Here is a 26,389-nt window from a genome sequence, read left to right as displayed (position 1 = left end):
ATACGATTTGTTACATTGAGTAACCTAAGCTGCCTTTGATTTCAGCTAGATGGATTGCACCAGCCAAGCGAGCTTTGAATTTCACATCCTGCAAAATACGGTTCGCTTTGTTGTTATCCGACACATTCGCTGATTTCGGCAATGACAAGATATAACTTGGGATTTCGTTCTTATCGTTGTCATACTCAAGCGGTGCGATACCGCCACGCTCAATTCCTAAATCTAATGCTTTACGCACAGATTGACCGATTAATTCAATCCCTTGATCGGTATAAGGAACTTTGCCGTAAGTATTAATCAAGGTAGAGGTTACATTGATCTGGATTTCTTGCACCAACCAATCACGGAAGCGGATAATATCAATCCATTCGCCACCTGCAACTTTACCGCCCTGCGTAATCGAGAAGCTATCATTGAAGTTTTCAAAAGAGCTTGCGTTTTTCTTTTTAAGTGCCGCAAATTCAGCTTCGGTCAACGGTGAATGTGAAACACCCGATAATTTTTTATTCGCCCACGTCTCTGCTCCCGGGTAGAAGGTGAAACAATAACTCATCCACGCTACTTCGGGATATTCCACATCAGCTTTATGCGAATAAATAACGGTAGAGCGGAAGAAATTCTTCGTTTTGAACTGGCTCGCTAAATCGCTCTCTTCGCCGGCATCAATAATACCTACCGCATTTGAGGCGGTAATAAATAGTTTTTGGTTTGCTTCCGCCCACGCTCCGGCAAGTAATACCTCATCTTCTACACGAGAGGTTAGGGCTAAGCCGTACCAATTGTTATTTTCTTTTGCACAAGCAGCTAACGCTTCCGCAACGGTTTCACTGTCTGCAATATTGCCGACATAAACTTGTGAAATATGCGTAACCTGTGAAAAAGCTGTTGCCACCGCAACATAAAGCGGATCGGTTGAACTCAACCCCATATCTAACAAGTCATTTGCATCAGTTAAAATCAATACTCGATTTGTTACTCTTGGCAGCTTATGTTTGCCTAAAATCAACAAATCACTAAAAGATTTACCTGCAATTGCCGTTGTCCCTAAATCAATAGTTACGTTGGCTAGGCGATCAATCTTTGCCATTTACTACTCCTGTAATTTGAGTTTGTTTTGTATCTTCGTCCGTAATTTCTACACGGTTGAAGTAATCAATTAAATCTGTTGTGGCGAGCTTATGCCTAATCGAAATTTCAGTGATTGCACGCTCTTCAAACTTTTGAGCTTCATTTAAGAATGGCTGGTTACTTAACGTGCCTTCTTTAACGATTACCACACCGGCATTAATCCATTTCAGCCTTTCGTTATAGCTTGCTAACTTAATTAAAAGCTCACGCATTCTATCTACTGCACCAACACCAAAACATTGAACCTCTAGCAGGCTTTCAACGTGCGTACTAATTACCTGCTCGCCTTGCGTATTTATCTTGCTGTAATGAAAATGGTCTGGTGTTTTATCCCACTTAACCTCATAAGTCATAAAAGGTTTGGTTGGCTGTTTACCGCTTTGATTGGCTCGAATGACCTCAACCTTAGCTAACTCACTCAACAGATTATGTATGGTTTTATTCAGGCTCATCGTTTACCCTAATCGCTTGATAGCGATAATGTTCTAATACGCCAGAATGATAGGTTGCCCGATTGACAATAACGTAAGGCTTTCCTTCAAAAATAACTTTATCGCCATTCATCAAGTTTTCACCTGCAACGTTTAGTAAATCTTGCGTATAGATTTTAATCGCACTTGAAATATGCCGACCTTGCAACTGCGGACTTAACTTATCCATTGCAAGCGGTTGAATGGTGGCAGAAAACGGCAAAATACTTTCATCACCCTCTATCCATTCGCCATTGACATATTGCCCCTCTGTGCGTACCACTTTTTCATATTCTTTACGAAATGAGGTAATCCCTAACATCACTCCACCTTATAACGAATTGAATCACGAAGCTGTTTTGTGTTTAGTAGCGGACGGCTTGAACCTTTCCACTTAATGGTTGCTGGGCTGTTAGGCTTCCAAGGATAAGTCATCAAGACATTTTTCATTTGGTCTTCATACCATTGCCCGATATTACCTAATGCTAAATCAACATCTCCGCCACGCTCGATAAAATCAACCACTTTTCTCAAACGTTCATAGGCTTCTTGGCTGTGTAGGGCGAAACATTGCCGAATAAAAGGGCGTGAGGGGATTTTATCCGTGCCGTATTCATTGAATATCGCCACATCAATCACACTCACGCCATTTTTATACTCAGCCTCTTCATCGCCCTGTATGCCCACTTTGATTTCTTTTCCACCTAATTTTTTAAGGCTGGTCATAATCTCAGCAAAACCTAAATCACGATCAACAACCGCCATAATTAAACCCTACTGTAATAGAGCCATTTACACGCACGCAAATATCATTCAGCTCTTGCCATTTCGCTAAAAACCTAGACGAATTGGCAAGATTGGCAGAATAAGTACGAGAAATATCCCCTTCACGTTCTGAAGTAACCCCATAAGGATTAGCTTTAGCTTCATTTCCTTGAGCTACAAGATAAGCCACATAATAAGCAACGGCTAAATCTTGTTTATCATTAGGCAAACACTCGGGGCGATAATGCTCAGCAAGCGTTAAAAGTTGTTTAATGCGTTCAGGCTCAACATCTCGCACATAATTCGGTGCAATGACTTGTAAAAAACCTAGAACGCTCATCTTACTTATCCTTCTTCTGCTCTTTTGGTGCTTCCACCTTAACTAAAACGCCACGATCAATTAAGCCGGCTAGACCACCGGCTTTATCATTGACTTCTTTGGTTTCGTTTGGAGCAATAAACACTCCCTCTACCACAATTAAACGTGGCTCAACGTTTTTAACCAACATCATTACACCTCCGCTTTAATCGCTGACAATGGATAACGCAAGAACACGCCGCCAGCACGAGCTAAACAGTTCACTACCAATTCAAGATTGCGTTCTTGTGCCGGGAACTGCTCAAAGTCTTTAGGCAATTCAAGTGAAAGATTGTCCTTGTTCTTTTCGTAGCAAATGACAAGGTTTTTATCGCCTCTTGCACCTGCTTTCTCCAGTTCCCAAATTCCCTCAATAGTTAAACCGGTGTATTTCTCTTTCAAGAATTGCAACACTGTCTTTCCGTTAGAGTCAGGTAATCGTTTTGATCCGATAGTTTGATAATCTGTTAAGCTCATCACCAAATGCGTTGGGTTGTGAACACCTTTTGATTGCATAATCACGGTATTAATGACGGTTTCAATCTCTTCAAGCACCTTTTCAGCCGTTGCTGCTTTCCAACCGCCAGCTAAAGAGACTTCTCCTAAGTTAGGGTGAGTAATAAAACCATTTAATCCGTATTCCGCATCTCCAACTAAAGCGATTTGATTTAACTTAGTTTCAATCGCACGGCGAGCTGCACGAGCTTTTGAGGTTGGTAAATCAGTACCCATTGCCGAAGCAGTACGCAATTCGCCTACGCTAAAGCCATAAGATGCACCGATATCTTTTACTTTTACCGCACGCTCTTTTGCTGCCACGTCCGCACGAGGTAAATCATCGGCATAGTTCGCAATCACTTTTGCCATACCGACGGTATCAAAGATGCGTTCCACAACCGTTTCTGCCCACTCAGGGGCTTCGCTTGAAATTGGCACTAAACGTAAACCGTTCATCTGTGGCATTTGTTCTTCATAAATCTTGGTGCGGACATATTCCAACTGGCGAGCAGTAAAAATACCTGCGTCTTGGTTAAATGCACCGGCAGCAGATAGCACTTTGTTGATTTCGCTTAATTCAGCTTGATCCACTTTAAATTCCATTGTTTTCTCCAATAAAAAAGCGGCTGAACCTTGCAAAAAATTTGCAAAACTCAACCGCTTGTTGAAATGTATTAAATTGTTAGATTTGCGGAGCGTGTAACTCGACTAACGCAATTTTTGATCCATCTTTTGTGGCAATTACACCACTTCGGAAAATGGCGTTTGTTAATGCTGTGCCAGCACTATCCGACACTTCGCCTGTTGCCACATCAAATTGAACTGCACCACGTTCTGTGATTGTTTCTTCGCCTTTTACCTTGCACCACGCTACACCTCGAGTTAATACGCTTACCGCATCAAATTTCGTGTACGTCGTGTTCATTGCCTTAGTATGAGTATGCAACGCAATACCTGCAGCTTTAGAGCCACCTAATTTTGCTTGATTTGGTTTAGTGCCAACCGTTACAACTGCACCAAACGGGATATCCGTTTCCGCCGCAAACGTTTCTACGGTATCAAATCGGCTATCGCTTTTCATACCTGCAAAAGCAACATCGTGGCGATCGTCATATATTTTTGCCATTATTTAGCTCCTTACTTGTTACGCTCTGCCATCATTTTTGCTCGACCTGTCAATTCTTGCTTGCCGTCTTGCTTCATTGTGGCTGTGGTTAATTGTTTACGTTGGTTAGCTTCGCTATCCGCACGCACTTCGGCTTCTGATACTGCTAAATCAAAAGCCGCCGAAATGTAATCATCAGATTTACCCTCAAGATTTAAGCTATCACCACGCACTGCTTTAATCACGGCTTTCTTTAGCTCAATATCTGAACTATCCGCTTTCACTTCAACTTTGTGCGTTTTAGCTACTGCTTCAAGTTCTAAGCGAGCTTTAGCCGATTGATAAGCATCTTGTTTAATCAGCTCTTTCTCGCTTTCAAGCTCTGCAATTTTTGCCTTTGCCGTATCTGCTTCCGCTTTTGCAGTTTCAGTTGCCTTTTCAGATTCGGCTTTATCTTGTTTTAATTTATTCATCTCAACAATCACTTCAGGGGCGGCTTGGTATTCAATACCGCTATCTAAGCGAATAGTTGAAAGTGTTACGCTTACGTTTTGAGTCACGTTCTCTTTCTCCGTTGTTTGAACCGCATCGGCGGAATCTAAATTCAAGCGAGCATTACCTGCACGCCCCTTTGTTACGATGGCTAAATGATTAGGCTTGATGTTACGTTGTATTACATCGTAAGGCTCGCCGTCCTCTGTAATACCGCTTGTTTCATCAAGTTCCACCTCATAGCCGACCGACAATTCTTTCTTCCCTTTAAGTACCGGCTCGATATTGTGAATAACAATATCTGCAACAAGATTTTTACCGTCTTGTCGCCCTGCCGAAAGCACCGAGCCAATCACTAAGTTTTTAGAACTGCCACCCGTTATTCTGCCGTGATGCTCATCGGTAATAGGTATCCCTTCAAACCCTTTAAGGCTATCCGCCTTAAAAACTTCTTCAGGCGGTCTATACTCTCGCCGTGTAGTGCCGTCAGGAAGCACATAAAGAAAAACCCCTGTCCTTGTAAGAACAGGGGTATCTCGAATAAACCCATTATCATCTCTAACAGCCTTGAGCGACTGTAGGTCATAACGCATTACCATATCAAACCACCAATAATCCCTCTATAAACAAAAAGCCCACAACATTTATGTTATGGGCTTTTCTTAACTCACTTATTATGTTCGGCTGATTTGTTCTAATTTATTAAACGCATCAACCATACTTTGCCGTAGAGACAAGATCTCGGACTTCGTCAGGTGTTTTACCTGAATTGAGGATAAATTTTGCTTCCCATTCCGTAAGTTTTGAGAAGTCGTAACCAAAGGCTTTGTTCCACCATTGTTCAATAACGCCATATTTACCTCGCAATTCTTTTAATGTTTCGTTGGATAGCCGTAATTGTACCGAATATTGCTTTCCAGTTAAAGCATAAGTTCCAACAACTTTACCACCAAGATTTTCTATATGACCTTTTAAACTAGCTAAAGTACCACCTTGAGTTTGCGTATCATCTAAAATAATGGCTTTTTTACCTTTTTTAAAATCTCCATCAAAAGCAGGAGAATTTGCCAATCTATGCCAACCATTTCCTCCTGTCCTTGAAACTTTCGTGGCTTGAACAATAGATAAATCAATTGGAATATTCAGTTTTTCTGATATAACTCTAGCAACAGCTAAAGGTATCATATTAATTCCCACAGCTTCTTCAGCGTGGACAGGCACAATAACCACATCATCAGTAGATTTAACTATTGCTTTTAATTTCTTAATAGCTTCATCAGTCACCAAATCATTAGCTAGCTTGTAAGCAGCTATAACATCCCCGCTTTTCGCACTCGCATAATCAGGGTGTCCTGTTGCTTCCCCTAATTTCCTATCAATTATTGTATCAGGAAAGTCATCTTCCCATTCGCTACGCATATTGTTTCTTTTTTTATCCGTTGTTGCTGGGATTATAGCACTTTTAGTAATACTTTCTGCATTATTATTCATTGTTGCAACAGTATTACCTTGATAAATTAACTCATCCAAATCAGGCAAAACCGCCTCCGCATAGCAACGGCAATTTATCGCTTCGCCCGGGTGTCCGTCATTAGGCGGATTATCCCAATCGAATTTCTCGCCTTCTCGTGAAACGTGTAATTTCCTTACCCGTTCATCTAAAGAGGTTCGCCAAATATAAGATTTAACCCCAATTTGCCTTTGCCTTAGCTGGGTAAGTTGTCCGTTTAACTTGCCGATTTGATCTCGTGCAATCAATCTAGCTCTTTTTCTGGTTGTCCCGGTTAATTCTTCAATCTCTTTCGCCACTTCCTCCCATCGCCTACCTTTCTGAACCGCATCAACAAATTTATAACGCAATTTCTCGTGTAATTGAACAGGTATAGACTTAATGAGATTAATATTCTGTAACTCAAACAATTTCAGCTGCTCAAGCAGCCATTGCTCAGAAGTGAATATATCCACACCATAGGCTTTTTTAAGTATTTGATGGAACTGCTTTTTGTTAAAGCGATTAGCTTCACCTAGCAAACCACTCACTAGCCGTTGAATTTCACTATCAGAGACGAAAAATAACATTGCGGAGAGTAGCTCAGTAAAAACTGCTTCCAGCCACTCATTTAATCCATCTTGCCTAATCAACAAGCGGTAGTTTTCTTGTTGTTTTTTGCAAAATTGATCAACCTCATTAATCACGTTATCTGTAATCGCCTCTAACGCCTTCACATATTCACGCTCGACCGCAACCGGGTAAAGCCAAACCTTAGGCTTCCTCTTGATGTTCTTAATTTTCATCTAACGCACCTTTTAAGCCTAATTCTTCTGAATATTGATTTCGCACTTCGTCTGCTGACATAGCCCCCATATCAACCAAATCAACAAACCGTTTCAACTTCGCATTCTCAGTTTCTACTTTGGTTTTCTCTACATTTGCCGTTTCTTGATCCGTAGGTGTTTTTAATGACGGGAATGTAATTTTCCAATCATTGTTTGCTTTGATGTGCTTTTGCTTAACGATAATCTCAAGTAACTTTTCAGCCACAGGTTTAATTTTGTTTTGCTGAATGCCTTCGCACAGGTCATACAACCCCTCAAAATCATTCTCGCCTGTTGCGTTCATCCCTTTTGCCGATTGCCCGAAAAGCACCGATACCGGAATAGAAACATCAGAGGCAATTGCAACTTTTAGTTCATCAAGTACATCTACCACGCCGCCTAAATCAGCATTAATAATGGAATAATCATCATCAGCATCAACGACTACCGCATTAAGCGAATTACGCCCCTGCTCTACAAAAGTAACACGCTGTCTGACGGAATTTTCCAAACCATTCGCAATCGCTGTAGCAAGCCCTTTCATTTTGTGAACTGGTTGTTGCTTACGCTTCAAGATTTCTTTTGCAAAAATCAGACTTTCTTCATAAAAGGCTATTTTTTGGAAAACATTTGCAACTGAACGCCCTTTCCAGTGAATGCCGTTTTTCAATCGCTCAGGCAATGGATCACCCGAAACAAACAACATTCTGCTTTCGTGAACCTCAATTTGAGCATTTAAAGCTGTAGAAATATGATAGCTTTCATACCGCCCGAAATTGGTTTTAGTCGGATCTAAATAACGCTTTGAGGTTGGCGAAATCTGATCCAACCCAAACGTCCTTAATTCGCTAATCTTTGTTACTCGGTCGATGTTTAACGGCTCATTTAAAAAACCGTCATCAGTAATCAGCACTAACGCCGAACCACCGAATAAACGAGACCAACGCACGGCATTTGCCATATTAGGCAAAAATGCCAATCGCTCTAACTCATAGAGCAAAACATCACCCTCATCACCTTCTAGCGTGATACCACGCGAAACCGATAAATCCGCAGGTAAATCAATCACCTTAGCCGACAGTCCGCCATTTTCATAGCGGGCTAAATCAATAATGTTATTTTCTTTACTACGGCGAAATTTATCATTTAGCCCTAAGGCATCAGAATAGCCGTCTTGATTAAAATTCATTTTAACTTCCTAATCCTAAATAACGGGCTAATACATCTTCTTTCGGAGCAAAACACATCACTAAAGCATCAGCCTTATTTGGGGATGGAATGCCACGTTTACGCATATCTTTCTTGCTCTCTACTCTAACTTTACCGTTATTATCGTGATCGACACGAGGACGGGATAATTCAGCTTTTAAGTAATCCAAACCTTGAATATCCGAACTCAAACTAATCATTTCATCAACAGGGTAAATATCGCCGAATTCAACCGCTCGCCACGTTTTATAAAACCTATCACGCAATAACCACCAAGCCTGTGCCTTAATATTAGCGAACATATCGCCGTTCGTTTTATCCTGTGTGTAAAACTCTTCAGGCTCAAATACCGAAGCTCCGGCATTAAAGCCGGTACACAATATTTTGCCTGTCTCCAGCCGTTTATACTCTGCCTTCACACCTGCACCCACACCGATACTGTCATAGATGATTTCATCAGCCTGCCACTTAATCGCATTGGTATGCGTTAATTGAGCGGAGCTTATTACATCTTCGCCATTCCATTCTTCAACTGCCAGTACTACAGAACCATAAGAAAAACAGTTAGCATTGCTGTCTGAACCATCATCAGCCACATCAAAACCTACACGCTTACGACCGCTTGCAGTAAAGTCTAGCTTAATGTGTGCATCAACTGCCGCTTCTATCCAAACAGGCTTAATAATTGCAAGATCGCTATCAGCTACCGGCTCACCCTCATAAACGTGCCGATACAAATCGAAATCACGCTCTTTCATTTGCTCCATATCTTCCAGTAATTCTTTGGGGAAATATGGATTATCTTGCCAATTTACCAAAACAGATTTGCAACGTTCAGGGGTGTTTACAATAAATCGTTGATAAGTGTCATCGAGAATATTTTTAGGATTGAAGCTCACAATGATTTGCGAGCCATCTTCACGAATAGTGGGGATAAGCACATCCCAACTATCTTTTGAAACATTTTCCCCCTCTTCGACCCACACAATATCAATGCCAGTCATTGATTTTATACTGGTTATATTTGTTTTAAGCCCTGCAAACGTAAAGCGAGAACCATTAAGTCCAATAATCTGTGTTTTCTGAACCTCAAAGAATGATTGCAGATTTAGCATCTCGATTTGGTCAGCCAACATCTGAATAACTGAATCAGAAATGGACTTCTGAATTTCACGACAACAAAGAATACGTAATGGCTTATGGTAAGCACGAATGATTAATGCTCTTGCAATGTTGAACGATTTCCCGGAGCCTCGCCCTCCATAAAAAATAATAAACCGCCAAATCTCTTGAAATAGCGGCTTAAACTTCAACGGAAATCTAATTGTTTTCTGGTTCATTTCCGAACTCGATATTAATTACAGTCGGCAGTGGGTTATCACCTGTCGTCACATCCACTCTGTCTTTAAACATTCCCAAATGCTTACCCAGTAATTCAAGTGCTTTATTCGCAGCGGCTGGTTCAAACTTAGTTTTAGCGATATCGAATCCGACTAATTTGCCAGATTCATTTTTTGCCACATCAGTTTCAACGACAACCTTTTTGCCTGTACTCATTGCAATCACTTCAAGCAATCCGTTTAGCACATCATCTTGTGTGATTTGAGTTCGCTCTGAGCGTTGATTTTTAGCTTGCTGGATTGCTTCTTGAATGTGAGGTTTTGTGAGGTTCTCATATCCCATTTCTTTTGCTGTATCTTCGCTATACCCAGCTCTAATCGCTGCTTGCGTTGCATTTAAGTCAATCAGGTATTCTTCAATAAATCGCTTTTGTTTATCGGTCAATTTACCCACGCCTTTAGACGTGGCTTTAACCTCGCCTTTTTTAGTCATTGGGTTAAATTCCTTATATTTGTACTATTTGGATTACATCACTTAGGTATTTTCTCGGGATTTCATCTAACCAACCCCAAAACCATAGCTAAATTATGTAACATTTACTTTTCATTAAAATAAAAAAGGAGCGGTTAAGCTCCTCTATAATCACTCTTCTATTGGCTTTTTCAGCAAAATCTTGAACATCAACGGCTCTGCATTAGGATTATTCATATTCACTAAATCGTGCATTGTGAACATAATCCAATCAGCTACATCTAAGAACCATTGCGGAATAAAATTAGCGGTAGCGATTACTGGAGCTTCGCTTTCTACATCGCCAATATAACAAGGTACGCCCCACAAACTGCCGTAATGCGTGTATCCTTCCGCAATTAACTGTTTTTTTGTTTTATATCCGAACATTTATTTGCTAACCTCTGTTTGCCATTGTCTGATACGGTCAATCTGGCTAGCACATAAATCACGCTCTCCGATAACTTTTATCAGATACTCAACCGTCTCGCCGTAGGTATTGCCGCTAAATTCTGTCCGCTCGCACGGCACAAGGTAAGCCGCAGGCGGATATAAATACTCAGTGTTTGTGATTGTTCTGCTGGTGCAGCCGCTTAATGCTATCAGCAACACCATTAGGCAAATCAGCCTTAGCACAACTGTCTTGTGCCAGTATTGATTTAATCTCATTTTGAACAATCTCCACTTTATTTCGCAGCTCATTTGCAATTTTTTGGCTTTTTTCGACCGCTTGTCGCTCTAGCTCTAGTGTGTCAGCTAGTCGTTGATTGGCTTTTTGTTGCTGTTCAATGGTTTGGGCTTGTGCGTGGCTCTCGGCTCTTAAGCTATCTATCATCTGAGACTGACCCCACAACCATACACCCAAGCCCAAAATCACAATGGCTATCGTGCCACTAATCCAGTTAAGCATAATGCTTTCTCCTTTTCACGGCGGATAACCAATCCGTTCAACACCTTACCACTGGCACGAATAAAGTCAGGTAGTCGATGACACATCTCCTCAAATTGTTTATTCACTGCGAGTTTATGGATGGTAGTCTGCACATATTGACCTTGTTTATTCCGATAAAATCTCAGGTTATAGCAACCCATATTAAATACAGCGGAAGTCATTGCCGAAAATTGGTTCTCGTTCATACTTTTACCGTTAAAATGGTGATTAAGACAACTCTCGGCAAGTTTTAAATCTTTCGCCCAGCGGTCAGCAATTTCTTTATCCGAATAAATACGATTTAGAACAATCTTCTCACCGCCAAATTCCGTTGAACCAATCCCAACCGTAATCACATCGGCAGGGCATTTATACGGATCACGTCTGCAACCCTCAGCATTACCGATAATCTCTAATCCTGCTTGATTGGTGCGAATCTCGGGGTGTTGGTACTGCACTAAACCAATAATGGCGGTAATACTGCAAACGATACCACCGCCATATTTAAGACTTTTACTCATCACTTAACCCCTTTCTCAATCTTGTCATTTTCGCTTGATGAAGCTCTTCTGCTCGCTCATCTTCACGCTTACGCCTACGCCATTCATAAAATCGCTGAAAAAGCCCTGCAATCGCGGTAACAATACCGATAGCGAGACTGAGCAACATCAAATTTTGCTGCTCGCCAAGCCAAGCCAGCCAAGTGCTAATACCCGACCAGATATAGCTTTGAGTTCCCATATCTCTCATTAACTACATACTCCACCCCTCTATTTCGGGGCAACAAAAAAGCCCCAAGCATTTCTGCTCAGGGCTGTAAAATTCTTTCAAGTTCATCACCTATGCAACGAACCACAACTTACCATAAATAATACACCTAACACTTAAGCTATGCAATACTTTTTAGCCAAATAAATACAAAAAGCCATAATTTATTAAAACTATGGGCTTTTTAGAGAATTTTAGCTTGCCGATATTGGATAACCAACATATAATAATTTTGTTTTCAGCAATCCTGCTGGAAACGAGCCGGTGACGACCTTTAATCTCACCGACTTTTTGGAGGGATAACAAATGCTTTACCGCATTATCCTAGTTATCATTCTCTTAGTAATTTGCTCCCCAGCGTACTAATTGAATGAAACTAAGTAGGGGGAGAAATTCTCCCTACTCTTCAAAACTTATATTAAGGATTTATTATGGCACTGTCAAGAACTGAAATTGTAAACCGTAGCAATGCTAAACGAGGAATTAAGCTCAAAGCCTTTAAATTACACGAAAGCACAATTGCTCAGATAGAACTATTAGCCAAACAGCTAGATATACCTCAAAACCAACTCATCAAGCTAGCAATTGAGAGGCTACAAGAACAAACGAACCTCACAACCAATTAACGCACCTTCAACAAATCGCTCAGCAAGGCGAAGTTCATTTTCAAATACCCCTCTGCTGAGCGATAACCTCTGCCAAACCTGCTTATTCTCTAACCCTACTGCATATTTATAAAACAGTACATCAAATTGTCGCTTGTCATTGGCTTGTAACTTCCGCATTTGCCGATCGACATTCTCAAGCGTATCATCATCTAAGCGTGCCAAATAACGCTGTTTTGTTCTCTCTTGTGGAGACTCACGCATAAATGCCTGCATTGTCGGATAGCCCTTGCAGTCGGTAAAACGCACATATCCACCCCATAAACTTAATACACCCTTTACATCAATTTGCATTACCCACCGCCTTAATTTTTAACACAACCATTCCCCCTTTCTTAAAACCTGCTGTAATTGTTCGCTTATCGACTAAAATTTGATTATCGTCTTCTTCAATTAAGCCACCGATTTTTAATGCGTCCCACAAGGCTTTTTCTAAATTATCCGGATCACGCTTGCGTTTATCAGGATAGTAAATCTGCAATACCGTTTGTACCGCTCCTTTAAACGGATCGAACATTTTGCAGATTTTCACCACCTCCGCCCTAAAGGCTTTCCCCTTATCTGAAATATAATGCCTACCGTTTCGGGTATGCTTCCAGTAATGGTTCACACTCGGCGGATAAGGCAACGCAATTTCAAGCCAATCACTCATAATTTCCCTTCTCTCCGTAAAATAGCCTGCGTTCTAAATACGCCCTCTGCGTGAGCCTGTCTCACATAATCCGCCTCTAAATTGCGTGTTCTGCGGTCGCATTCATCGTGACAAGATGAACAAGTCCAAGCCCCGAAAATATCATCAGGTTTCATTCCTACGCCATTTAAACCTGCCATTCGATAGTGTGCTAATACCACCGTTTCAGGATTATGATTACAAATATCCGGTAATCTTACTTGGCACTCTCTACCTTTCGCCTCTTTACGTAAATCAGCCATTCCAACCTTCTTTGTCTTTACGATCAAACCACTCAATGAATTTCAAAGCTCCTGCACAGAGGACTGAAACAACAATCACCAATAGAACTACATTAATCTCATTCATCATTAGCTTTTACCTCCAATAAAATCTCATCTCGGAGATACTGCTTGCCACAAGTTCTACCAGTACACTCAAAGTCATTACCATCTCTGTTTTTTAATACGGCATCGTTAAAATGTCGCCAATCTAATAAGTCCGCCCCACAATCAGGGCATTTGTAATTTTTAATTTCTTCTGCCATTTATTAATCCCCAATGGCTTGCATTACTGCAATGACAATACCAAGTAAAACCCATACAACCGTAAATACCAACCCAACCGTAAAACACCATAAAAACAGTCGCTTTAAAAAATCGGAAGTGTTAAAAATAACTACCAAAATAAACGTGAGTAGAGTTAATATTGACGGCAGCCCTAATGCGATAAAGTAACTAGTCCAATTCATTTAGAGACTCCCTTTGTCTTTTTCTCAACTCTTGAGCCTGCATATAAAAAGCCTGTTATAAATAGAAATGTAGCTAAGAATGGATAGCCGAAATAAACTAATACAAGAGAATAAGTTAAATTAGTGCAAAAGGCTTGGTAAAACCTGCTATTTGAAATAACAAAACTAGATTTTGCAAAAATAGCCGTAAATGAAAGAGCGGACATAACCCAAAAGAACCAAATAAACGCTTTAATTACCTGCTCGTTTAAATAAAAGTTTGCAAGAACAAACAACCCTAAAATTACAATGTTTGAAATTAAGTTTTTTACACTAAATGATTTGATTTCCATTTTGATTTCTCCTATTTTAATTCCCCCGATTTCGAGGGAATTAATAAACACACACTAAATTGGGTTAAAATCGCATTTAAAATCTTCAACGATTTTTTGATAATTCCAATTGCCAGTTTCAATCAGACAACTTACTGCAACAAATAATCCTATGGGATAACTCAACAAATAACTTACATATCTAGCAGGTAGAGCCATTAACACAATAAGCACTGCTATACATTTAAATGGCACGCTAAGCAAAACTCTCACTTTCTTTTTCATATTAATTTCCTTAATTAGCTAAACTAAAAAAACGCATACAACCGATTGATAATGTTCTCATCTCTCGTGTTGTTAAAAATATGCTTAATTGCTGCGTTGATTAACGCTTTGTAAACCTGCTCAAATTCGTCTTGTTCCATATTGGCATAGGATAGGCTTTTCGCTTCAATTCGCACCTGCCCTTTCAAATTCCACGTTTGGGTATAAAACCCAGCTAATACGGTTAAATGCTTGCGGAACGTATCAAACTGAGCACTGGCATCTTGATATTCCCAATCGGTATGGCAGCCGCTCCAGACATCAAAACAGAAATTAAAAAACGCAAACACCTTGCGATGAAATGCTGGGTTACGCTGGCGTTTGATTTCGATTTCGTATTGCTCGCCATTCTGAAACGATTTCAACCGCTCCGCCTCATCATCATTAAGCGGTGCAAGTACACCACCTGCGAGCTTAGTCATTTGGTATTTAGCCATTCGCTTTCTCCACCTCTTCCTTGCTAAAGTAGCCACAAGATTTCGTGAGGTTTAACGAGCAATCCTTGCTTACACTTGGGAATTGCCCTGTATAGTGTCCATTACAACGATACGGCTCATCTAAATGCCAACCCCATTCGTCATTAATGCTTAAATCTTCAAGCTCTCCGTTGCATTTAGGGCATTTAAATTCCATCTAAACCGTCCCAATCTTCATTATTTTTCTTCTGCATTTGATAAATCCTTAATACCAAATAACCCACAAGATGGTGTGTATCCACTTGTTGTAGATATTAAAATGCCATCTTTATAGTTACCCTTACTCCATTTTCTACCAAAGCATCTAAAGCGATCTTTAGCTCCTTTACTTCGACTTTTACGCTCGGTAACCAAGCCACCACATTTGGGGCAATTAACATCAGCAAACATAACCACCAACCTTTTTAATAAAATCCAAACTCACAGAACGTTGTACAAAATCATCCATTGTCGGGTCGAACACGACAACCATTTGTCCCTTACTATTGCCTTTGATTTCGTTCCCTGTGATAGGGTGGATAAATGCAATTCTGCCGCCGATAATATCAATCACTTCATTTGCCACGTTGTGAATATGGTTTTGATACCACTGCGTTGATTTATCGTTATTCAGCAACATCACCACTAAGTGACCGTTATCTCGTAAGTGTTTAGCCTGTTTGATAAATGGCGTAACGTCTGAGTAAGGGGGATTGACGAAAATATTGGCTCGCACTAAGCCTTTTTCCTGCAGCCTGCGATCTAAATCTTCCGCTAAAAAGTCGTGATGAATTTGACAACCCGATTGATTTGGGCTTACTCCAATAAATGAGCTGAATAAATAATTTTCTTCCGTCGCACAACCATCAACGTTGATTTTGTAGCGGCGATAAAGCCATAATTCGATGTAGCCGGGCGTTTGCCAAGTGTCTTTATCAAAATCCGTCATTGCATTGCTCCATAACGCTTGCTTGTTGATGTTTTACTTTCTTTCGGTTGCTGGAAGTACTCCCACGCCATAGCTTGATCGCACTCAATAAATTGCCCTTGTTTAAACTGCATATAAACTGTGCCGTTACTGCCAAATCTGTTTTTAGTTACAATCCATTCCGTATAAGGTGCTGGTTCTCCATCCTTGTTACGTTGGTTATGTACCATAATTATTTGACTTGCATCTTGCTCAAGGCTTCCGCTATCTCGTAAATCCGCATTACTTGGACGACTACCGTCTGCATTACGGTTTAGCTGAGCGAGCAAAATCATCGGAACGTGATTGTTTTTGCAAAATGTTTTAAACCGCTCCATACTTTCACCGATTTGATAGGTTCGATTTACTCGCCCATCTAATGCACCGTGTCGAACTAAGCCGATATAATCGATAATCACAGCACTCACCTTACCCTGTTCTTGTATGTGATTTTCAGCAATCCCGACAATTTCATCTGCGGTTAATCCGCTTTTGTCCACAATAAACAGTTTTTGATTTTGCAATGGCTTAAGTGCCATTCCCATCTTTCCAAAATCTTCATCGTTCATCATTTCAGGATTGCGAAGTTTTACCGAATTCACACCGCTTGCACTCGCAATTAATCTATCCATAATTTGCTCTTTGCTCATCTCCAGCGAGAAAAATAAAACCGAGCCTTTGTTTGCAATAATGTTTTTGGTAAATGTGATGGCAGTTTCCGTTTTACCATTACCGGCACGACCAGCAACAATGCAAATATCCGTGTCGTTAATGCCACCTAGTTTTTCATCTAACGCCTCAATCCCCGTGAACAACAACCGCTCTTTAAAACTTGGTTTCGCTCGCTCTTGGAACAGCTCCATATAGCCATCAACCAAATCAGGCATATTAAATGGCTTGACTTTACCGCCACGTTTTAGCAGTTTGCTTAGATGTGTTAAGCCTGTTGAAGTAATGCTATCTAACTGCTCATCTCGTGCATTTTGCAGTTCGCTTGCCACACCCAAAAAGATTTTTTGAGCCTCTCTGCGTTGGTGATACTGGCGAACTTTTTCAGCGTATCCATCTAGGTTAGCCCAGCTAATCGTGTTTTTCATAATCTCGCCTAACGTAGCGAAATCTTGTCCGTAATCTGCATTGAGCAACAACATATCAATCACATTATCTTTCAATGCCTGCTTGCGAATTGCCTCATAAATTGCTCCAAGTTGGAACGTGGCGAACATTTCAGGCTCTAACCAACTCAACACATCTCTTGCTTTCGAGTTAAGCTGAGATTTTAGCAATGAGCCAATCAGCAAGTATTCAACTTCATAGGTGATAGTATTTAAATTTTGGCTCATAGAGAATCTTCCCAAGTGTTGTAAAAGGTTTTGGAGCGAATGATGTAGCCAAAGTTTGCTACCCAGCCTGAGCCATCAAGCCCACCGAAATAAAATCGGTCTTTGCGATTACTTGCCTGCTGCACGAAATCATTGAAATAGTCCGCAAAATGTTTTGGCGTATAGCCACCAAACTCTTTCCGCAAGATTTTTGCTAACGTGTGAACCGAACGCTTTCGCTCATCACTCATCGCTCTAATTTTTGGAATAGGGGTATTTTCCACAGCTCGATTAAATTCTTCCATCACACCTTGATAATCGACTGGCTCAGATTTCGTTTTTTTCGGCAAAGAAATTTCGGATTGTTGTACAGAATTTACGTTAGTAAATTCATTATTTATTTTTTCTTTTGTAATAGTTTCTTTTGTGGTTGTACATTCATTGGATTTTTGTTGTACATTCATTGGATTTTTTACTTGTTTTTGTACAACCTTTTTACTTTGTACATTCATTGGATTTTGCTTTTTTTGCCATTCCGAAATGTACAAATTCAAGCCAATTTTTCTACCATCTTTGACTAAAACACACATTTTAATCAGCTCATTTTTTATACGACTTGCTTCTTTATCATCACAAAGTCTAGATATTTCTGCTAACTGTTCATTACAAATCCAATCCATCTCCTTGTGCCAAGAAAATGTTTTCCTGATAACCCCAAGAACTAATTTGATCTGAGGTTTAGTTAAGTCAGTTTCCAAAATAGCATCTAACAACTCATTCGGAATTTGTGTATAACCATCATCAACACTCACTTTCTTAGCCTCTGATTGTTTGGGGTGCAGTTTTAAAATTGGGTTAATTTGCTTCGGTTGTGCATTCACTTTTCAGCTCCTTATAAATTTGTTGTGAACGGATTTCAATTTCGGCTACGGATAAACCGCTTTCAATCAGATTTTTTAACCGTTTTCGATATTCAAACTCTTGCCATAAGGAGCTTTTTTGTGTATCATTACGCTGATTTTTCAAAAGGTAACTCCTTGTAAACTACCACCGTTCCAGCGGTGGTTTTTTATTTGCCTAAATACTTACCAGCGAGCAGTTTTAATGCTGCTAATTCCTCTTTATCTGCAAGCTCAATACCTAAGTAATCAACAATTACCGCCACCATTTCCACGTTATCGGCAAATGTGCGGCTAAATTGTGATTCGCTCAGTCCGATTGCTCTTGCTAGTTCCTTATGCGTAACCGTTGCAGATTTACGATGTATCAAATCCACAATCGCTCTTGCATTTTTCGTTAATTCATTGCGTGGCATTGTGTGCCTCTTGGGGTAAATTAGTTGCCAACAGGGAAAACGTCATCAATACGTACGTTTGCTCCTAAAGAATTCAATCCTTCAACTATTTTTTGAGCAACATAAACAGATGGCGTACGGTTTCCAGTTTCATAGTTAGCAATTCGAGGTTGTCCCCAACCAATCTGGACAGCTAACTGAGCTTGACTTACACCAAGTCGGTTTCGAATTTCGGCTATTTTATTCATTAAAAATTTCTCTTTGTGATTAACCTTCAATAATTAAATCACATATTGAACTAAATGTAAATTTCATTTTGTGATTTATGAAAATATAACAGAGCGTATTAAAATAAAGAGAAATTAATATGGGAGAGAGTTATGACAACCTTAGGTAACAGAATTAAGGCTTATAGAGAGCAATTAGGCATCAGTCAGCAAGAAGTCGCTGAACGATGTACATCAATAGATAATCGAGATAAGAATAATAAATGGGGGCAATCTCGTATTGCGAATTATGAGAGAGACAACCGAACTCCTGACCTAGATGATATTGAAATTATCAGTAGAGTTCTTGGTGTTTCTCCCGAAACTCTTGCTTTTGATACGAATGTTCAAATTGTTAAGCCTCAAAAATCCAACTCATACCCCCTAATTAGCTCTATTCAAGCTGGCCTATGGACTGAAACGTTTGATTATAAAGGCTCTATGGGATATGACTATATCGATACAGAGATTGATGCTGGGCCAGATGCGTTCTTTCTGCGTATTTCAGGATTATCAATGGAGCCTAAATTTAGTGAGGGCGATCTTGTGTTAATTGATATTCGCAAACGCCCACATCCGGGTGATTATGTAGCAGCGGTTAATGGCACAGGTGAGGCCACTTTAAAACGTTATCGGGAATTAGGCGAATGGTCAGAATCTGGCAATCCTCATTTTGAGCTAATACCACTTAACCCAGATTTTCCAACACTCAGCTCAATGAAACAAGATATTCGTATTATTGGAGTGGCGGTTGAGCATAGGAGCTATTTGTAAATGCACCAAAGCCAACAGTTGAATTTTATTGGGTAACCTTAGTTTGAGAAGAGGTCTATATGAAGAGAGCGAAGTTCTTCCTACAACATTGGTTAAGAATGGTAAGAAAAAGAACACATCGTAATATATTATCAAGAAAAAAACACAAAAAACCACGTTTTAGAAATCAAATATCCGCTAAAGGAATGACAGTTATTGCTCCCAAAGTGTTATCCTTAAGTCTAAAACACCATAAAGTTTTTGTGTATTTTAAAAACGCACTTGAAAGGCTATGCTCTGAAGCTGCACGATCTTCTAAAAAGATAAAAATTAATTTTAGAGAAACCGAAGTATTATCACCTGATGCTTGTGCAACATTAGTAGCCACAATCGATACGATTAGAACATTATACCCTAACTTAAAATTTAGCATAATTCGCCCTAAAAATAAGCCTAATGATTACAGAATACAAAACAGAATGAAATATGATGTAGATGCTGTCTTTTGTCATATAGGGCTTTATAAACTATTAGGATTTAATTATACTAGTCATTCATCAAAGAAAAACGTTGTATGTTGGCATTATATCCGAGGTGATGAAGCTGATGGTTCTATTACTAAACCTCTCAAAGATGAATTGGAAAATATGGGAATTTCCACCTCTGGTTTATATAGAACGTGGATTGAAGGAATATCTAATGCTGTTGAACACGCTTATGATATAAGAATACCAACAAAACGCTCTTTCCCACTTAAACGTTGGTGGATGCTGCTTGCTGTTTTGAATGATGAAATGTCAATTTTTGTTTGCGACTTAGGACACGGTATCCCAAATACACTAGAATATACTCAAGATGAACACTTCTTAGCAAAGTTATGGAAAGAAGTATTAAGGCTTACAACCAAACCCACTAATGATTGCCTATATATCAAAGCGGCTGCAGCAATAAAAGAATCAAGAACCGAACTTGATTATAGAGGAAAAGGTTCAACTGACATAAAATCCTTGATCAAGGAAAATAAAGGTAGCACTTTATTTATACATTCAAACAAAGGAACGTATACATTCTCCCATAATGGTAATGAACGTTGTTATGAAAATCAATTGTCGATAAATGGTACAATCATTCAGTGGAATATCCCACTTAATAAGGCATAATTTATGGAAACTATTTACATAAAAAAATTTAGTGAATTTCCCGGTCCACGCTATCGCCATTTAGGTAAAGCAAGTGGTGAAGAATTTAGAGAAGACATCTTACTACCAAAACTCTCTCAAACATCGGATTGGATTATCAATCTTGATGGTGTTGCAGGGTATGGTTCTTCATTCTTAGAAGAAGTTTTTGGCGGATGTATTCGTTCTAGTGTCGAGCCAAATATCATGCGAAGAATTGTTGATAATTTAGTTTCTGAGGATGATCCAGACTTAATTCTTGAAATAAGAAATTATGTAGAAGAGGCTATCGAACGTAAGGCTAATAGCAATGCAACTCTCTGATATTATTGCAAGCATTTCGCTATTAGTTTCTGTGGTAGGTATCCCAATCAGCTACTGTTTAGGTGGACGAAATGCTAAACATAGTACATATAATGCCGCAATAGATGAGTTAGAAAATCTTTGTCAGAAGATACTCAATGAATCACTAATAATCCACAAAGAAATGGATTATAGTGAAACTAACTATCATCGAATGATTGCTAATCATAAGTTACTTCAAGCCAAATGCTCAAAAATCAATGTCTTAGTGCCGCAAGATTACCCGAGAAATCAATTACGAGAAATAAAGCAAATTATTACGGACCAACTTTTTTCAGAAGAATCTAACCAAAGAGATACGGCTATTCGGAACTTAATTTACAAACTAACGCCACTTATTGAATTTTATCCTAAGAAATTCCTTTAACACAAACCGTCTTTATGGCGGTTTTTCTTTTACCTCTCATCTGCAAAATTTTCCCCAAAAACGACCGCTTGCACCCCACGATTGTTTATTTATTAAGCAATCAAACAACCTTTCTAAAAATAAATTCTCTTTAAAATCAAAAAATTAATCACAAAATGAAATTAATTTAACAACATTGATTTCATTATGTGTTGATTTATTAATTTCAATTTGTGATAATACACCCATCAAAACGAGCTAAGCTCGATGTTCTTTAAAAATTTAATCAAAAACACATCACGGCAAGCGGACTATTAGCAATGCAATGACATTGGAGAGACAGAACCAATCTTTGCACAAATCGGTAAAACGTATGCGGTAAATGAGCTTACAGATAAGTTGTGAAACTCTCTAAGCTACTCAAACTGAAAGAATAGTATGGTAGCTGTAGCGAATTTATCGGTGATGTGAGAACCAGCGGAAACGTTAAGCACCGGCAGTGAATCGGGAAGCACAAACGCTGGTTCAATTCCAAAGCATATTTGAAAAAGTGTGTTTTGGAATATTTAACCAGAGGTAGATTATGAAAAGTAAAAATTATGAAATCGCCAAATTAGCCCTTTTGAATGATCAAATGGGGAATATTAAAGATTTGGAAGTGAGTTTTAAAGAGGAAAGCCTGTCTGATGAAGATAAATACCATATCAAACAGGCCGTGTTAGAACACTCAAGAAACCACAGTGGAAAAGGCACATTAGACCTTGCCAAAGAGCTAAAAGAAGCGTTTATTTTGATAAATTCTTAATTTCTAATGAGGTAATTAAATGAAAATACTAGAAGTTATTGGACGGAATCTAGCTTGGCTTTCTCTTCAATTAATTCAGCGTAATTCTCCTGAAGAACAGCCACATTCTTCATCATTTCTAGTGTTGCCTTCGGTTCAAACACTAAACGAAACTTATTCAAGTTCTCAGTCTGTTCCATCATATAAGGATAAAAATCTAAAACCAATTGTCCTGTATTGGGGTTTAAAGTGCAAGTCATTGGATGAGTTACGGTAATGGGGAAAATAAGCTCTTTTTCCATAATGTTTTCCTCTAATAAAATTGTAGTCGCAAAAATATTATATTCCTCAATGTAGTCGCATACAAGAGGACTTGCTCGGTTGGCTCACAAGTATAAAAAGAGCCACCATCTCTAACAACTTTCAACAGAGAGTTAGCCAAATAACCACCTTTAGTTTTAATGTTTTCTAAAGAGCCATTAGGCAGCGAAACGAATGGTAGATAGAGAGTTGTTAGAGATGGTTCGCCATCACTCCCTTAATGTGATTGAAGTAAACCCTGCCGTTGGGGTTAATCAACGGTAACCATTCAAAACCGCTTTACGCAATCCTTATGACGTGAGAGTGAGAAAAGTTGAAATCTACCGTGTAAAGCGGTTCTGAATGGCTAGTTGTGTAACTGCTACAACTTAAAAAGAGCGGTTAATTATAAAGACATAATTACTCCATAGACCTTCCCCGCCTCGTGCGGGGCTTTTTTACCCCAAAGGACAATCCTATGAACAAAATGAAACAACTTGCCCCATTTGTCTTGCTAATTTTGATATTAGGCATTGTCGGACGAATGGACTATGACGACCACGTACAGCTTGAGCGTTACAAATGTGAGCGTAACCAAGGTATGTGGAAAGTGGAAGATAACGGTAATCAATATTGTGGTGGTAAAAATGGCTAAAACAGAATTTATCGGCTCGGCAGAAGTGGCAAAGTTATTAGATATGTCAGCAACAAATCTCTATGGTTGGATAAGTGGCGACCGAAGAAAGCGGCGACCGTTCTTTCCGAAATCCCAAATGGCAAGACGACCAAATAGCAAAGACAGAAGATTGGTTCATCAGTGGAAGAAAAGTGAGGTTTTGAAATTTATCAAGGAGGCGAAAGAAAAGCCTTATTACCTACTTTCGGAACATCAATACGAAGAACTGAAAGCAGAAAGTCGCCAAAAAGACGAACTGCCGCCATCTGCCTTTAATGCTTTTCATAAGCAGATGTATCAACTCAAACAAAAACGAATGGAGGCTGTAAATGGTTAGAACCGCAATATCCGCCTTTCTGTTTATGCTTGCACTAACACTGTTAATGCAATGCAGTGACGGCGAAGAGTTAATTCCAACTGGTGAATGTAAACCAGAGAAATGTGAGTTTAAAACGGAGAACGTGTGATGATAGGCTATAGAGATTACACAGATGCATCACTTCAACCAAAAGAAGACCCTAATGAAGAGGCTTTTATTCTGACTGAAGAAAAAATCATAGATGTGCTAGAAAATAACGGATTTGAAACCGTTGCCACTATCCTAGCCGGATCTGATGGCTGGGTTAAGGCGATTAACGCTTATATAGACGAGCAGAACCAACGTAAAAATGAAATTTAGAGGGTAAGAAAATGACAAATCAAAATCAACAAGTAGCAAAACAACAAGACAAATTCCCCATTAAAACCCTGTTTGAAAGCCCAAATGTAAAACAAAAACTACAAGAGCTTTTAAACAAAAACGCTGCCACATTTACAACAAGCGTACTGCAAATTGTGAATAGCAATTCAATGCTCCGCAATGCCGAGCCAATGAGTGTGTTTAACGCTGCTTGTATGGCTGCTACGCTTAACTTGCCATTACAAAACGGCTTAGGTTTTGCCTACATTGTGCCGTACCAAAACCGCAAAGAGAAAAAGACCGAAGCTCAATTCCAACTCGGCTACAAAGGCTTAATTCAACTTGCACAACGTAGCGGACAGTTTAAGCGATTGGTTGCCGTCCCTGTCTATGAGAAACAACTGCTTGCTGAAGATCCAATTAACGGCTATGAGTTTGACTGGAAACAAAAACCGGCTAAAGACGAAAAACCGATTGGCTACTACGCTTATTTCAAATTGGTGAATGAATTTACTGCTGAAATCTATATGACTACGCAAGAAGTCCACGACCACGCCAACCGATATTCCCAAACCTACCGCAAAGGCTACGGCGTATGGCACGATAACTTTGAGGCAATGGCACTCAAAACTGTGATGAAGCTCTTGCTTTCCAAACAAGCCCCGTTATCGGTCGAAATGCAACAGGCGGTCTTGGCAGATCAAGCGGTCGTAAAAGACGTAGAAAATGCAGAATTTAGCTATCCGGACAACGAAATCCAAGAGGCTGAATTTACCGAACTCAAAGTCAGTGATGAGGTGTTTGAGAAATGCAAACAAACCATCATCAACAAAGAAAGCGCCTTACAAGATATGTGCGACAACGGCTATGAATTCAACAAGGAACAATATGCGGAGTTGGAGAAACTAGAAAATGAGCAACAATCAAATGTATAAATTCAAGCCGCGATGCTCAATGCTACACTTGCTAATGAGTGAGCCACGCACCAAAGCAGATAAGGAAGCAGGTAAGATTTCAGATACCGCCAAAGCTACGGTGCGTGAAATGGCAAAGTTTGACTTGTTCGGCTATCAGTCTTTTGATGGCAATAAATATACTGCCAAAGGAAACCAACTAGAAGAACAAGCCATTAAGTTAAGCGGTTTTACTCGTGGTTTAGTGTTAAAGAAAAACTCCGAACGCAGAGACAATGGTTTCATTAATGGCGAATGTGATGTTTATGTGCCAAGTCGAAAACTCATCATCGACACAAAATGCAGTTGGGATATTGGCACACATCCATTCTTCAAAGATGAAGCTCAAGCGAAAGCTGAAAAAGCAGGTTATGACATCCAAATGCAGGGCTATATGTGGTTGTGGGGCTGCGAACAAGCAGAAATTGATTTTGTGTTATTTCCCACGCCATTTGACCTTATCGGCACATACGAAGACCCGAATAAACTGGTGGATTTAGTCGAGCAAATCCCACAAGAAAAACGCCTTACTACCGTCACAATCAAACGTGATGATAGCGTAATTGAGAAAATCAAAGAGCGGGTTGCAGCAGCAGGGCGTTATTATGATGAACTAATACAGGAGATGATGTGATGATAGTCACACAAATTATTACCGTTACACCAGAAATGGCAAAAGAATGGTTAGAAAAGCATAACAATCAAAACCGCTCTTTGAATATTGAGCGAGCAAAAGTTTATAGAGATATTATTCTATCCAATAATTGGGTTGTGACACATCAGGGTATTGCTTTTTCTGACGATGGCAATCTTATAGATGGGCAGCATAGATTAAAGGGTATTGAGCTTTCTGGTGTTGCTGTAGAAGTAATGGTAACGAAAGGTTTACAATTCTGTGATACTAAAGCCATTGATAATGGTCGAGTTCGCAGTATGCAAGATCAGTTAAGAATTGCAGGATATTCAGAACTGTCCACAATGGGAGCGGCGATATTAAAAATACTTGCAGATAAAGGAAATGCAAACCCACCTAACATTTTCAGATATGAAGACTATTTTTTGAGAAATAGAAAAACAGTCTTATTTGGGCAGAGATTAGGGAAAACAGCCAAGAAAAGCATAACATCTGCCCCAATTCTTGCTGCGTTAGCTATTTGTTCCTTGTATTACGGTGAAGAAGATGTTGAACGATTTATGAATATGCTTGTAACCGGAATTATGCCGGACGATAGAAAAGCTGGTGATGTAACCGCTATTAAGTTCAGAGAACATTTGCTTTCTTCTAGTTCTAGTAGTGGTTCTCACGGTAATAGTGAACGAAAAAAACTAATGAAAAAGACAATGCGAGCCTTTAAAAACTATGCCGAAGGCAAAGTAATCAAGCAAATCAAACAACCCGAAGAATTTGACTTTAAAATTCCTGACTAACTCACCGCCCCGA

Annotated in this window: 48 protein-coding genes; 14 read left to right on the top strand and 34 right to left on the bottom strand. The window is 39.6% G+C overall.

The window, feature by feature from the left end; genetic code table 11:
* Positions 1-10 precede the first annotated feature (10 nt).
* From ICJ55_RS07330 to ICJ55_RS07250, 18 genes are all read right to left on the bottom strand, one after another.
* Positions 11-1,087, bottom strand: a complete 1,077-nt coding sequence (locus ICJ55_RS07330) for a DUF3383 family protein (RefSeq protein WP_188156217.1) — start codon at positions 1,085-1,087, stop codon at positions 11-13.
* Positions 1,074-1,580: a phage neck terminator protein gene (locus tag ICJ55_RS07325; protein WP_188156216.1), complete on the bottom strand. Its 507-nt coding sequence runs from the start codon at positions 1,578-1,580 to the stop codon at positions 1,074-1,076. The genes ICJ55_RS07330 and ICJ55_RS07325 overlap by 14 nt, the downstream gene beginning before the upstream one ends.
* Positions 1,567-1,920 carry a hypothetical protein gene (locus tag ICJ55_RS07320; RefSeq protein ID WP_188156215.1) on the bottom strand — a complete coding sequence of 118 codons (354 nt, stop codon included), beginning with the start codon at positions 1,918-1,920 and terminating at the stop codon, positions 1,567-1,569. Before ICJ55_RS07320 ends, ICJ55_RS07325 begins: the two co-directional genes overlap by 14 nt.
* Positions 1,920-2,363 (bottom strand): phage virion morphogenesis protein, encoded by a 444-nt coding sequence (locus tag ICJ55_RS07315; RefSeq protein WP_244141766.1) that lies wholly within the window; start codon positions 2,361-2,363, stop codon positions 1,920-1,922. Before ICJ55_RS07315 ends, ICJ55_RS07320 begins: the two co-directional genes overlap by 1 nt.
* A complete protein-coding gene (locus tag ICJ55_RS07310; protein ID WP_188156214.1) occupies positions 2,350-2,703 on the bottom strand; it encodes a DUF4054 domain-containing protein in 354 nt (117 codons plus the stop codon). Before ICJ55_RS07310 ends, ICJ55_RS07315 begins: the two co-directional genes overlap by 14 nt.
* A 1-nt stretch (position 2,704) precedes the next feature.
* Entirely contained in the window at positions 2,705-2,875 is a 171-nt protein-coding gene (locus tag ICJ55_RS07305) for a hypothetical protein (RefSeq protein WP_188157736.1), read from the bottom strand.
* A complete protein-coding gene (locus tag ICJ55_RS07300) occupies positions 2,875-3,822 on the bottom strand; it encodes a DUF2184 domain-containing protein (protein ID WP_188156213.1) in 948 nt (315 codons plus the stop codon). Before ICJ55_RS07300 ends, ICJ55_RS07305 begins: the two co-directional genes overlap by 1 nt.
* Before the next feature lie 79 nt (positions 3,823-3,901).
* Positions 3,902-4,345, bottom strand: a complete 444-nt coding sequence (locus ICJ55_RS07295) for a structural cement protein Gp24 (protein ID WP_188156212.1) — start codon at positions 4,343-4,345, stop codon at positions 3,902-3,904.
* 11 nt (positions 4,346-4,356) lie between these two features.
* Positions 4,357-5,415 carry a DUF2213 domain-containing protein gene (locus tag ICJ55_RS07290; RefSeq protein ID WP_188156211.1) on the bottom strand — a complete coding sequence of 353 codons (1,059 nt, stop codon included), beginning with the start codon at positions 5,413-5,415 and terminating at the stop codon, positions 4,357-4,359.
* 112 nt (positions 5,416-5,527) lie between these two features.
* Positions 5,528-7,111, bottom strand: a complete 1,584-nt coding sequence (locus ICJ55_RS07285) for a phage head morphogenesis protein (RefSeq protein ID WP_244141765.1) — start codon at positions 7,109-7,111, stop codon at positions 5,528-5,530.
* Entirely contained in the window at positions 7,101-8,321 is a 1,221-nt protein-coding gene (locus tag ICJ55_RS07280) for a phage portal protein (protein WP_188156210.1), read from the bottom strand. Before ICJ55_RS07280 ends, ICJ55_RS07285 begins: the two co-directional genes overlap by 11 nt.
* Position 8,322: 1 nt before the next feature.
* Positions 8,323-9,681, bottom strand: coding sequence for a PBSX family phage terminase large subunit (locus ICJ55_RS07275; protein ID WP_188156209.1), 1,359 nt, complete (start codon positions 9,679-9,681; stop codon positions 8,323-8,325).
* A complete protein-coding gene (locus tag ICJ55_RS07270; protein WP_188156208.1) occupies positions 9,662-10,174 on the bottom strand; it encodes a terminase small subunit in 513 nt (170 codons plus the stop codon). The genes ICJ55_RS07275 and ICJ55_RS07270 overlap by 20 nt, the downstream gene beginning before the upstream one ends.
* Before the next feature lie 150 nt (positions 10,175-10,324).
* The gene (locus ICJ55_RS07265) at positions 10,325-10,582 is read right to left on the bottom strand and encodes a hypothetical protein (RefSeq protein WP_188156207.1); all 258 of its coding nucleotides are present in this window, start codon (positions 10,580-10,582) and stop codon (positions 10,325-10,327) included.
* Positions 10,583-10,807, bottom strand: a complete 225-nt coding sequence (gene lysC / locus ICJ55_RS10755; RefSeq protein WP_425168879.1) for an Rz1-like lysis system protein LysC — start codon at positions 10,805-10,807, stop codon at positions 10,583-10,585. It abuts the gene before it with no gap.
* Positions 10,752-11,102 carry a DUF2570 domain-containing protein gene (locus tag ICJ55_RS07260; protein ID WP_188156206.1) on the bottom strand — a complete coding sequence of 117 codons (351 nt, stop codon included), beginning with the start codon at positions 11,100-11,102 and terminating at the stop codon, positions 10,752-10,754. The genes lysC and ICJ55_RS07260 overlap by 56 nt, the downstream gene beginning before the upstream one ends.
* Positions 11,075-11,644: a lysozyme gene (locus ICJ55_RS07255; RefSeq protein WP_188156205.1), complete on the bottom strand. Its 570-nt coding sequence runs from the start codon at positions 11,642-11,644 to the stop codon at positions 11,075-11,077. Before ICJ55_RS07255 ends, ICJ55_RS07260 begins: the two co-directional genes overlap by 28 nt.
* Positions 11,637-11,873 (bottom strand): hypothetical protein, encoded by a 237-nt coding sequence (locus ICJ55_RS07250; RefSeq protein ID WP_188156204.1) that lies wholly within the window; start codon positions 11,871-11,873, stop codon positions 11,637-11,639. Before ICJ55_RS07250 ends, ICJ55_RS07255 begins: the two co-directional genes overlap by 8 nt.
* A gap of 449 nt (positions 11,874-12,322) precedes the next feature.
* Between ICJ55_RS07250 and ICJ55_RS07245 the strand changes: the two genes are divergently transcribed.
* Positions 12,323-12,517 carry a hypothetical protein gene (locus ICJ55_RS07245; RefSeq protein WP_188156203.1) on the top strand — a complete coding sequence of 65 codons (195 nt, stop codon included), beginning with the start codon at positions 12,323-12,325 and terminating at the stop codon, positions 12,515-12,517.
* On the opposite strand, the gene ICJ55_RS07240 is transcribed toward ICJ55_RS07245, so the two are convergent.
* From ICJ55_RS07240 to ICJ55_RS07225, 4 genes are all read right to left on the bottom strand, one after another.
* Positions 12,485-12,850, bottom strand: coding sequence for an antiterminator Q family protein (locus ICJ55_RS07240; RefSeq protein WP_188156202.1), 366 nt, complete (start codon positions 12,848-12,850; stop codon positions 12,485-12,487). The genes ICJ55_RS07245 and ICJ55_RS07240 overlap by 33 nt on opposite strands.
* Positions 12,840-13,208 (bottom strand): RusA family crossover junction endodeoxyribonuclease, encoded by a 369-nt coding sequence (locus ICJ55_RS07235; RefSeq protein WP_021280055.1) that lies wholly within the window; start codon positions 13,206-13,208, stop codon positions 12,840-12,842. The genes ICJ55_RS07240 and ICJ55_RS07235 overlap by 11 nt, the downstream gene beginning before the upstream one ends.
* Positions 13,205-13,489 (bottom strand): DUF1364 domain-containing protein, encoded by a 285-nt coding sequence (locus ICJ55_RS07230; RefSeq protein ID WP_188156201.1) that lies wholly within the window; start codon positions 13,487-13,489, stop codon positions 13,205-13,207. The genes ICJ55_RS07235 and ICJ55_RS07230 overlap by 4 nt, the downstream gene beginning before the upstream one ends.
* Positions 13,490-13,587: 98 nt before the next feature.
* Complete coding sequence (locus tag ICJ55_RS07225) at positions 13,588-13,773, bottom strand: hypothetical protein (protein ID WP_188156200.1); 186 nt, start codon at positions 13,771-13,773, stop codon at positions 13,588-13,590.
* A 13-nt stretch (positions 13,774-13,786) separates the two neighbouring features.
* On the opposite strand from ICJ55_RS07225, the gene ICJ55_RS07220 reads away from it, so the two are divergent.
* Entirely contained in the window at positions 13,787-13,963 is a 177-nt protein-coding gene (locus ICJ55_RS07220) for a hypothetical protein (RefSeq protein WP_188156199.1), read from the top strand.
* Between the two features lie 10 nt (positions 13,964-13,973).
* Here the strand turns inward: ICJ55_RS07220 and ICJ55_RS07215 are convergent, their stop codons facing one another.
* The 11 genes from ICJ55_RS07215 to ICJ55_RS07165 are packed head-to-tail and all read right to left on the bottom strand — an operon-like array spanning position 13,974 to position 18,898.
* Positions 13,974-14,309 (bottom strand): hypothetical protein, encoded by a 336-nt coding sequence (locus ICJ55_RS07215; protein WP_188156198.1) that lies wholly within the window; start codon positions 14,307-14,309, stop codon positions 13,974-13,976.
* Between the two features lie 54 nt (positions 14,310-14,363).
* On the bottom strand, positions 14,364-14,573 hold the full coding sequence (locus ICJ55_RS07210) for a hypothetical protein (RefSeq protein WP_188156197.1): 210 nt from the start codon (positions 14,571-14,573) through the stop codon (positions 14,364-14,366).
* 23 nt (positions 14,574-14,596) lie between these two features.
* On the bottom strand, positions 14,597-15,049 hold the full coding sequence (locus ICJ55_RS07205; RefSeq protein ID WP_188156196.1) for a DUF1367 family protein: 453 nt from the start codon (positions 15,047-15,049) through the stop codon (positions 14,597-14,599).
* Positions 15,042-15,245: a hypothetical protein gene (locus ICJ55_RS07200; RefSeq protein WP_188156195.1), complete on the bottom strand. Its 204-nt coding sequence runs from the start codon at positions 15,243-15,245 to the stop codon at positions 15,042-15,044. The genes ICJ55_RS07205 and ICJ55_RS07200 overlap by 8 nt, the downstream gene beginning before the upstream one ends.
* A 20-nt stretch (positions 15,246-15,265) precedes the next feature.
* Complete coding sequence (locus ICJ55_RS07195; RefSeq protein ID WP_188156194.1) at positions 15,266-15,478, bottom strand: hypothetical protein; 213 nt, start codon at positions 15,476-15,478, stop codon at positions 15,266-15,268.
* Positions 15,468-16,016: a DNA N-6-adenine-methyltransferase gene (locus tag ICJ55_RS07190; RefSeq protein ID WP_188156193.1), complete on the bottom strand. Its 549-nt coding sequence runs from the start codon at positions 16,014-16,016 to the stop codon at positions 15,468-15,470. Before ICJ55_RS07190 ends, ICJ55_RS07195 begins: the two co-directional genes overlap by 11 nt.
* Positions 16,013-17,377 carry a replicative DNA helicase gene (locus ICJ55_RS07185; protein ID WP_188156192.1) on the bottom strand — a complete coding sequence of 455 codons (1,365 nt, stop codon included), beginning with the start codon at positions 17,375-17,377 and terminating at the stop codon, positions 16,013-16,015. The genes ICJ55_RS07190 and ICJ55_RS07185 overlap by 4 nt, the downstream gene beginning before the upstream one ends.
* Complete coding sequence (locus ICJ55_RS07180) at positions 17,374-18,237, bottom strand: replication protein (RefSeq protein WP_188156191.1); 864 nt, start codon at positions 18,235-18,237, stop codon at positions 17,374-17,376. The genes ICJ55_RS07185 and ICJ55_RS07180 overlap by 4 nt, the downstream gene beginning before the upstream one ends.
* Positions 18,212-18,382: a hypothetical protein gene (locus tag ICJ55_RS07175; RefSeq protein ID WP_188156190.1), complete on the bottom strand. Its 171-nt coding sequence runs from the start codon at positions 18,380-18,382 to the stop codon at positions 18,212-18,214. The genes ICJ55_RS07180 and ICJ55_RS07175 overlap by 26 nt, the downstream gene beginning before the upstream one ends.
* Before the next feature lie 43 nt (positions 18,383-18,425).
* Positions 18,426-18,671 carry a CII family transcriptional regulator gene (locus ICJ55_RS07170; protein ID WP_176810074.1) on the bottom strand — a complete coding sequence of 82 codons (246 nt, stop codon included), beginning with the start codon at positions 18,669-18,671 and terminating at the stop codon, positions 18,426-18,428.
* Between the two features lie 20 nt (positions 18,672-18,691).
* On the bottom strand, positions 18,692-18,898 hold the full coding sequence (locus ICJ55_RS07165; RefSeq protein WP_188157699.1) for a helix-turn-helix transcriptional regulator: 207 nt from the start codon (positions 18,896-18,898) through the stop codon (positions 18,692-18,694).
* Positions 18,899-19,030: 132 nt separating this feature from the next.
* On the opposite strand from ICJ55_RS07165, the gene ICJ55_RS07160 reads away from it, so the two are divergent.
* The 5 genes from ICJ55_RS07160 to ICJ55_RS07140 all read left to right on the top strand — a co-directional run bounded on the left by ICJ55_RS07160 (position 19,031) and on the right by ICJ55_RS07140 (position 22,361).
* Positions 19,031-19,690 (top strand): helix-turn-helix domain-containing protein, encoded by a 660-nt coding sequence (locus tag ICJ55_RS07160; RefSeq protein WP_188156189.1) that lies wholly within the window; start codon positions 19,031-19,033, stop codon positions 19,688-19,690.
* A gap of 98 nt (positions 19,691-19,788) precedes the next feature.
* Positions 19,789-20,829 carry a hypothetical protein gene (locus tag ICJ55_RS07155; RefSeq protein WP_244141763.1) on the top strand — a complete coding sequence of 347 codons (1,041 nt, stop codon included), beginning with the start codon at positions 19,789-19,791 and terminating at the stop codon, positions 20,827-20,829.
* A 3-nt stretch (positions 20,830-20,832) separates the two neighbouring features.
* Entirely contained in the window at positions 20,833-21,171 is a 339-nt protein-coding gene (locus tag ICJ55_RS07150; RefSeq protein WP_188156187.1) for an STAS-like domain-containing protein, read from the top strand.
* Positions 21,158-21,577, top strand: a complete 420-nt coding sequence (locus ICJ55_RS07145) for a hypothetical protein (protein WP_188156186.1) — start codon at positions 21,158-21,160, stop codon at positions 21,575-21,577. Before ICJ55_RS07150 ends, ICJ55_RS07145 begins: the two co-directional genes overlap by 14 nt.
* Positions 21,578-22,139: 562 nt before the next feature.
* Entirely contained in the window at positions 22,140-22,361 is a 222-nt protein-coding gene (locus ICJ55_RS07140) for a hypothetical protein (RefSeq protein ID WP_188156185.1), read from the top strand.
* 35 nt (positions 22,362-22,396) lie between these two features.
* Here the strand turns inward: ICJ55_RS07140 and ICJ55_RS07135 are convergent, their stop codons facing one another.
* Positions 22,397-22,642 carry a hypothetical protein gene (locus tag ICJ55_RS07135; protein ID WP_188156184.1) on the bottom strand — a complete coding sequence of 82 codons (246 nt, stop codon included), beginning with the start codon at positions 22,640-22,642 and terminating at the stop codon, positions 22,397-22,399.
* 476 nt (positions 22,643-23,118) lie between these two features.
* Between ICJ55_RS07135 and ICJ55_RS07130 the strand changes: the two genes are divergently transcribed.
* From ICJ55_RS07130 to ICJ55_RS07100, 7 genes are read left to right on the top strand one after another with little or no spacing between them, the layout of a single operon-like run.
* Positions 23,119-23,295 (top strand): hypothetical protein, encoded by a 177-nt coding sequence (locus ICJ55_RS07130; RefSeq protein ID WP_188156183.1) that lies wholly within the window; start codon positions 23,119-23,121, stop codon positions 23,293-23,295.
* Positions 23,288-23,653: a hypothetical protein gene (locus ICJ55_RS07125; protein WP_188156182.1), complete on the top strand. Its 366-nt coding sequence runs from the start codon at positions 23,288-23,290 to the stop codon at positions 23,651-23,653. Before ICJ55_RS07130 ends, ICJ55_RS07125 begins: the two co-directional genes overlap by 8 nt.
* Positions 23,646-23,783, top strand: a complete 138-nt coding sequence (locus ICJ55_RS07120) for a hypothetical protein (RefSeq protein ID WP_188156181.1) — start codon at positions 23,646-23,648, stop codon at positions 23,781-23,783. The genes ICJ55_RS07125 and ICJ55_RS07120 overlap by 8 nt, the downstream gene beginning before the upstream one ends.
* A complete protein-coding gene (locus tag ICJ55_RS07115; RefSeq protein WP_188156180.1) occupies positions 23,783-23,995 on the top strand; it encodes a hypothetical protein in 213 nt (70 codons plus the stop codon). The genes ICJ55_RS07120 and ICJ55_RS07115 overlap by 1 nt, the downstream gene beginning before the upstream one ends.
* An 11-nt stretch (positions 23,996-24,006) precedes the next feature.
* Positions 24,007-24,930, top strand: coding sequence for a recombinase RecT (locus ICJ55_RS07110; protein WP_188156179.1), 924 nt, complete (start codon positions 24,007-24,009; stop codon positions 24,928-24,930).
* Positions 24,908-25,582, top strand: coding sequence for a translocation protein TolB precursor (locus ICJ55_RS07105; RefSeq protein ID WP_244141762.1), 675 nt, complete (start codon positions 24,908-24,910; stop codon positions 25,580-25,582). The genes ICJ55_RS07110 and ICJ55_RS07105 overlap by 23 nt, the downstream gene beginning before the upstream one ends.
* A complete protein-coding gene (locus ICJ55_RS07100) occupies positions 25,582-26,376 on the top strand; it encodes a hypothetical protein (RefSeq protein WP_025217133.1) in 795 nt (264 codons plus the stop codon). Before ICJ55_RS07105 ends, ICJ55_RS07100 begins: the two co-directional genes overlap by 1 nt.
* Positions 26,377-26,389 lie beyond the last annotated feature (13 nt).

This window comes from Mannheimia bovis, from assembly GCF_014541205.1.
GTDB classification, from domain to species: Bacteria; Pseudomonadota; Gammaproteobacteria; order Enterobacterales; family Pasteurellaceae; genus Mannheimia; species Mannheimia bovis.
The sequence above is the reverse complement of the archived record's forward strand: the minus strand, read 5'-3'. Positions and strand labels throughout refer to the sequence as shown.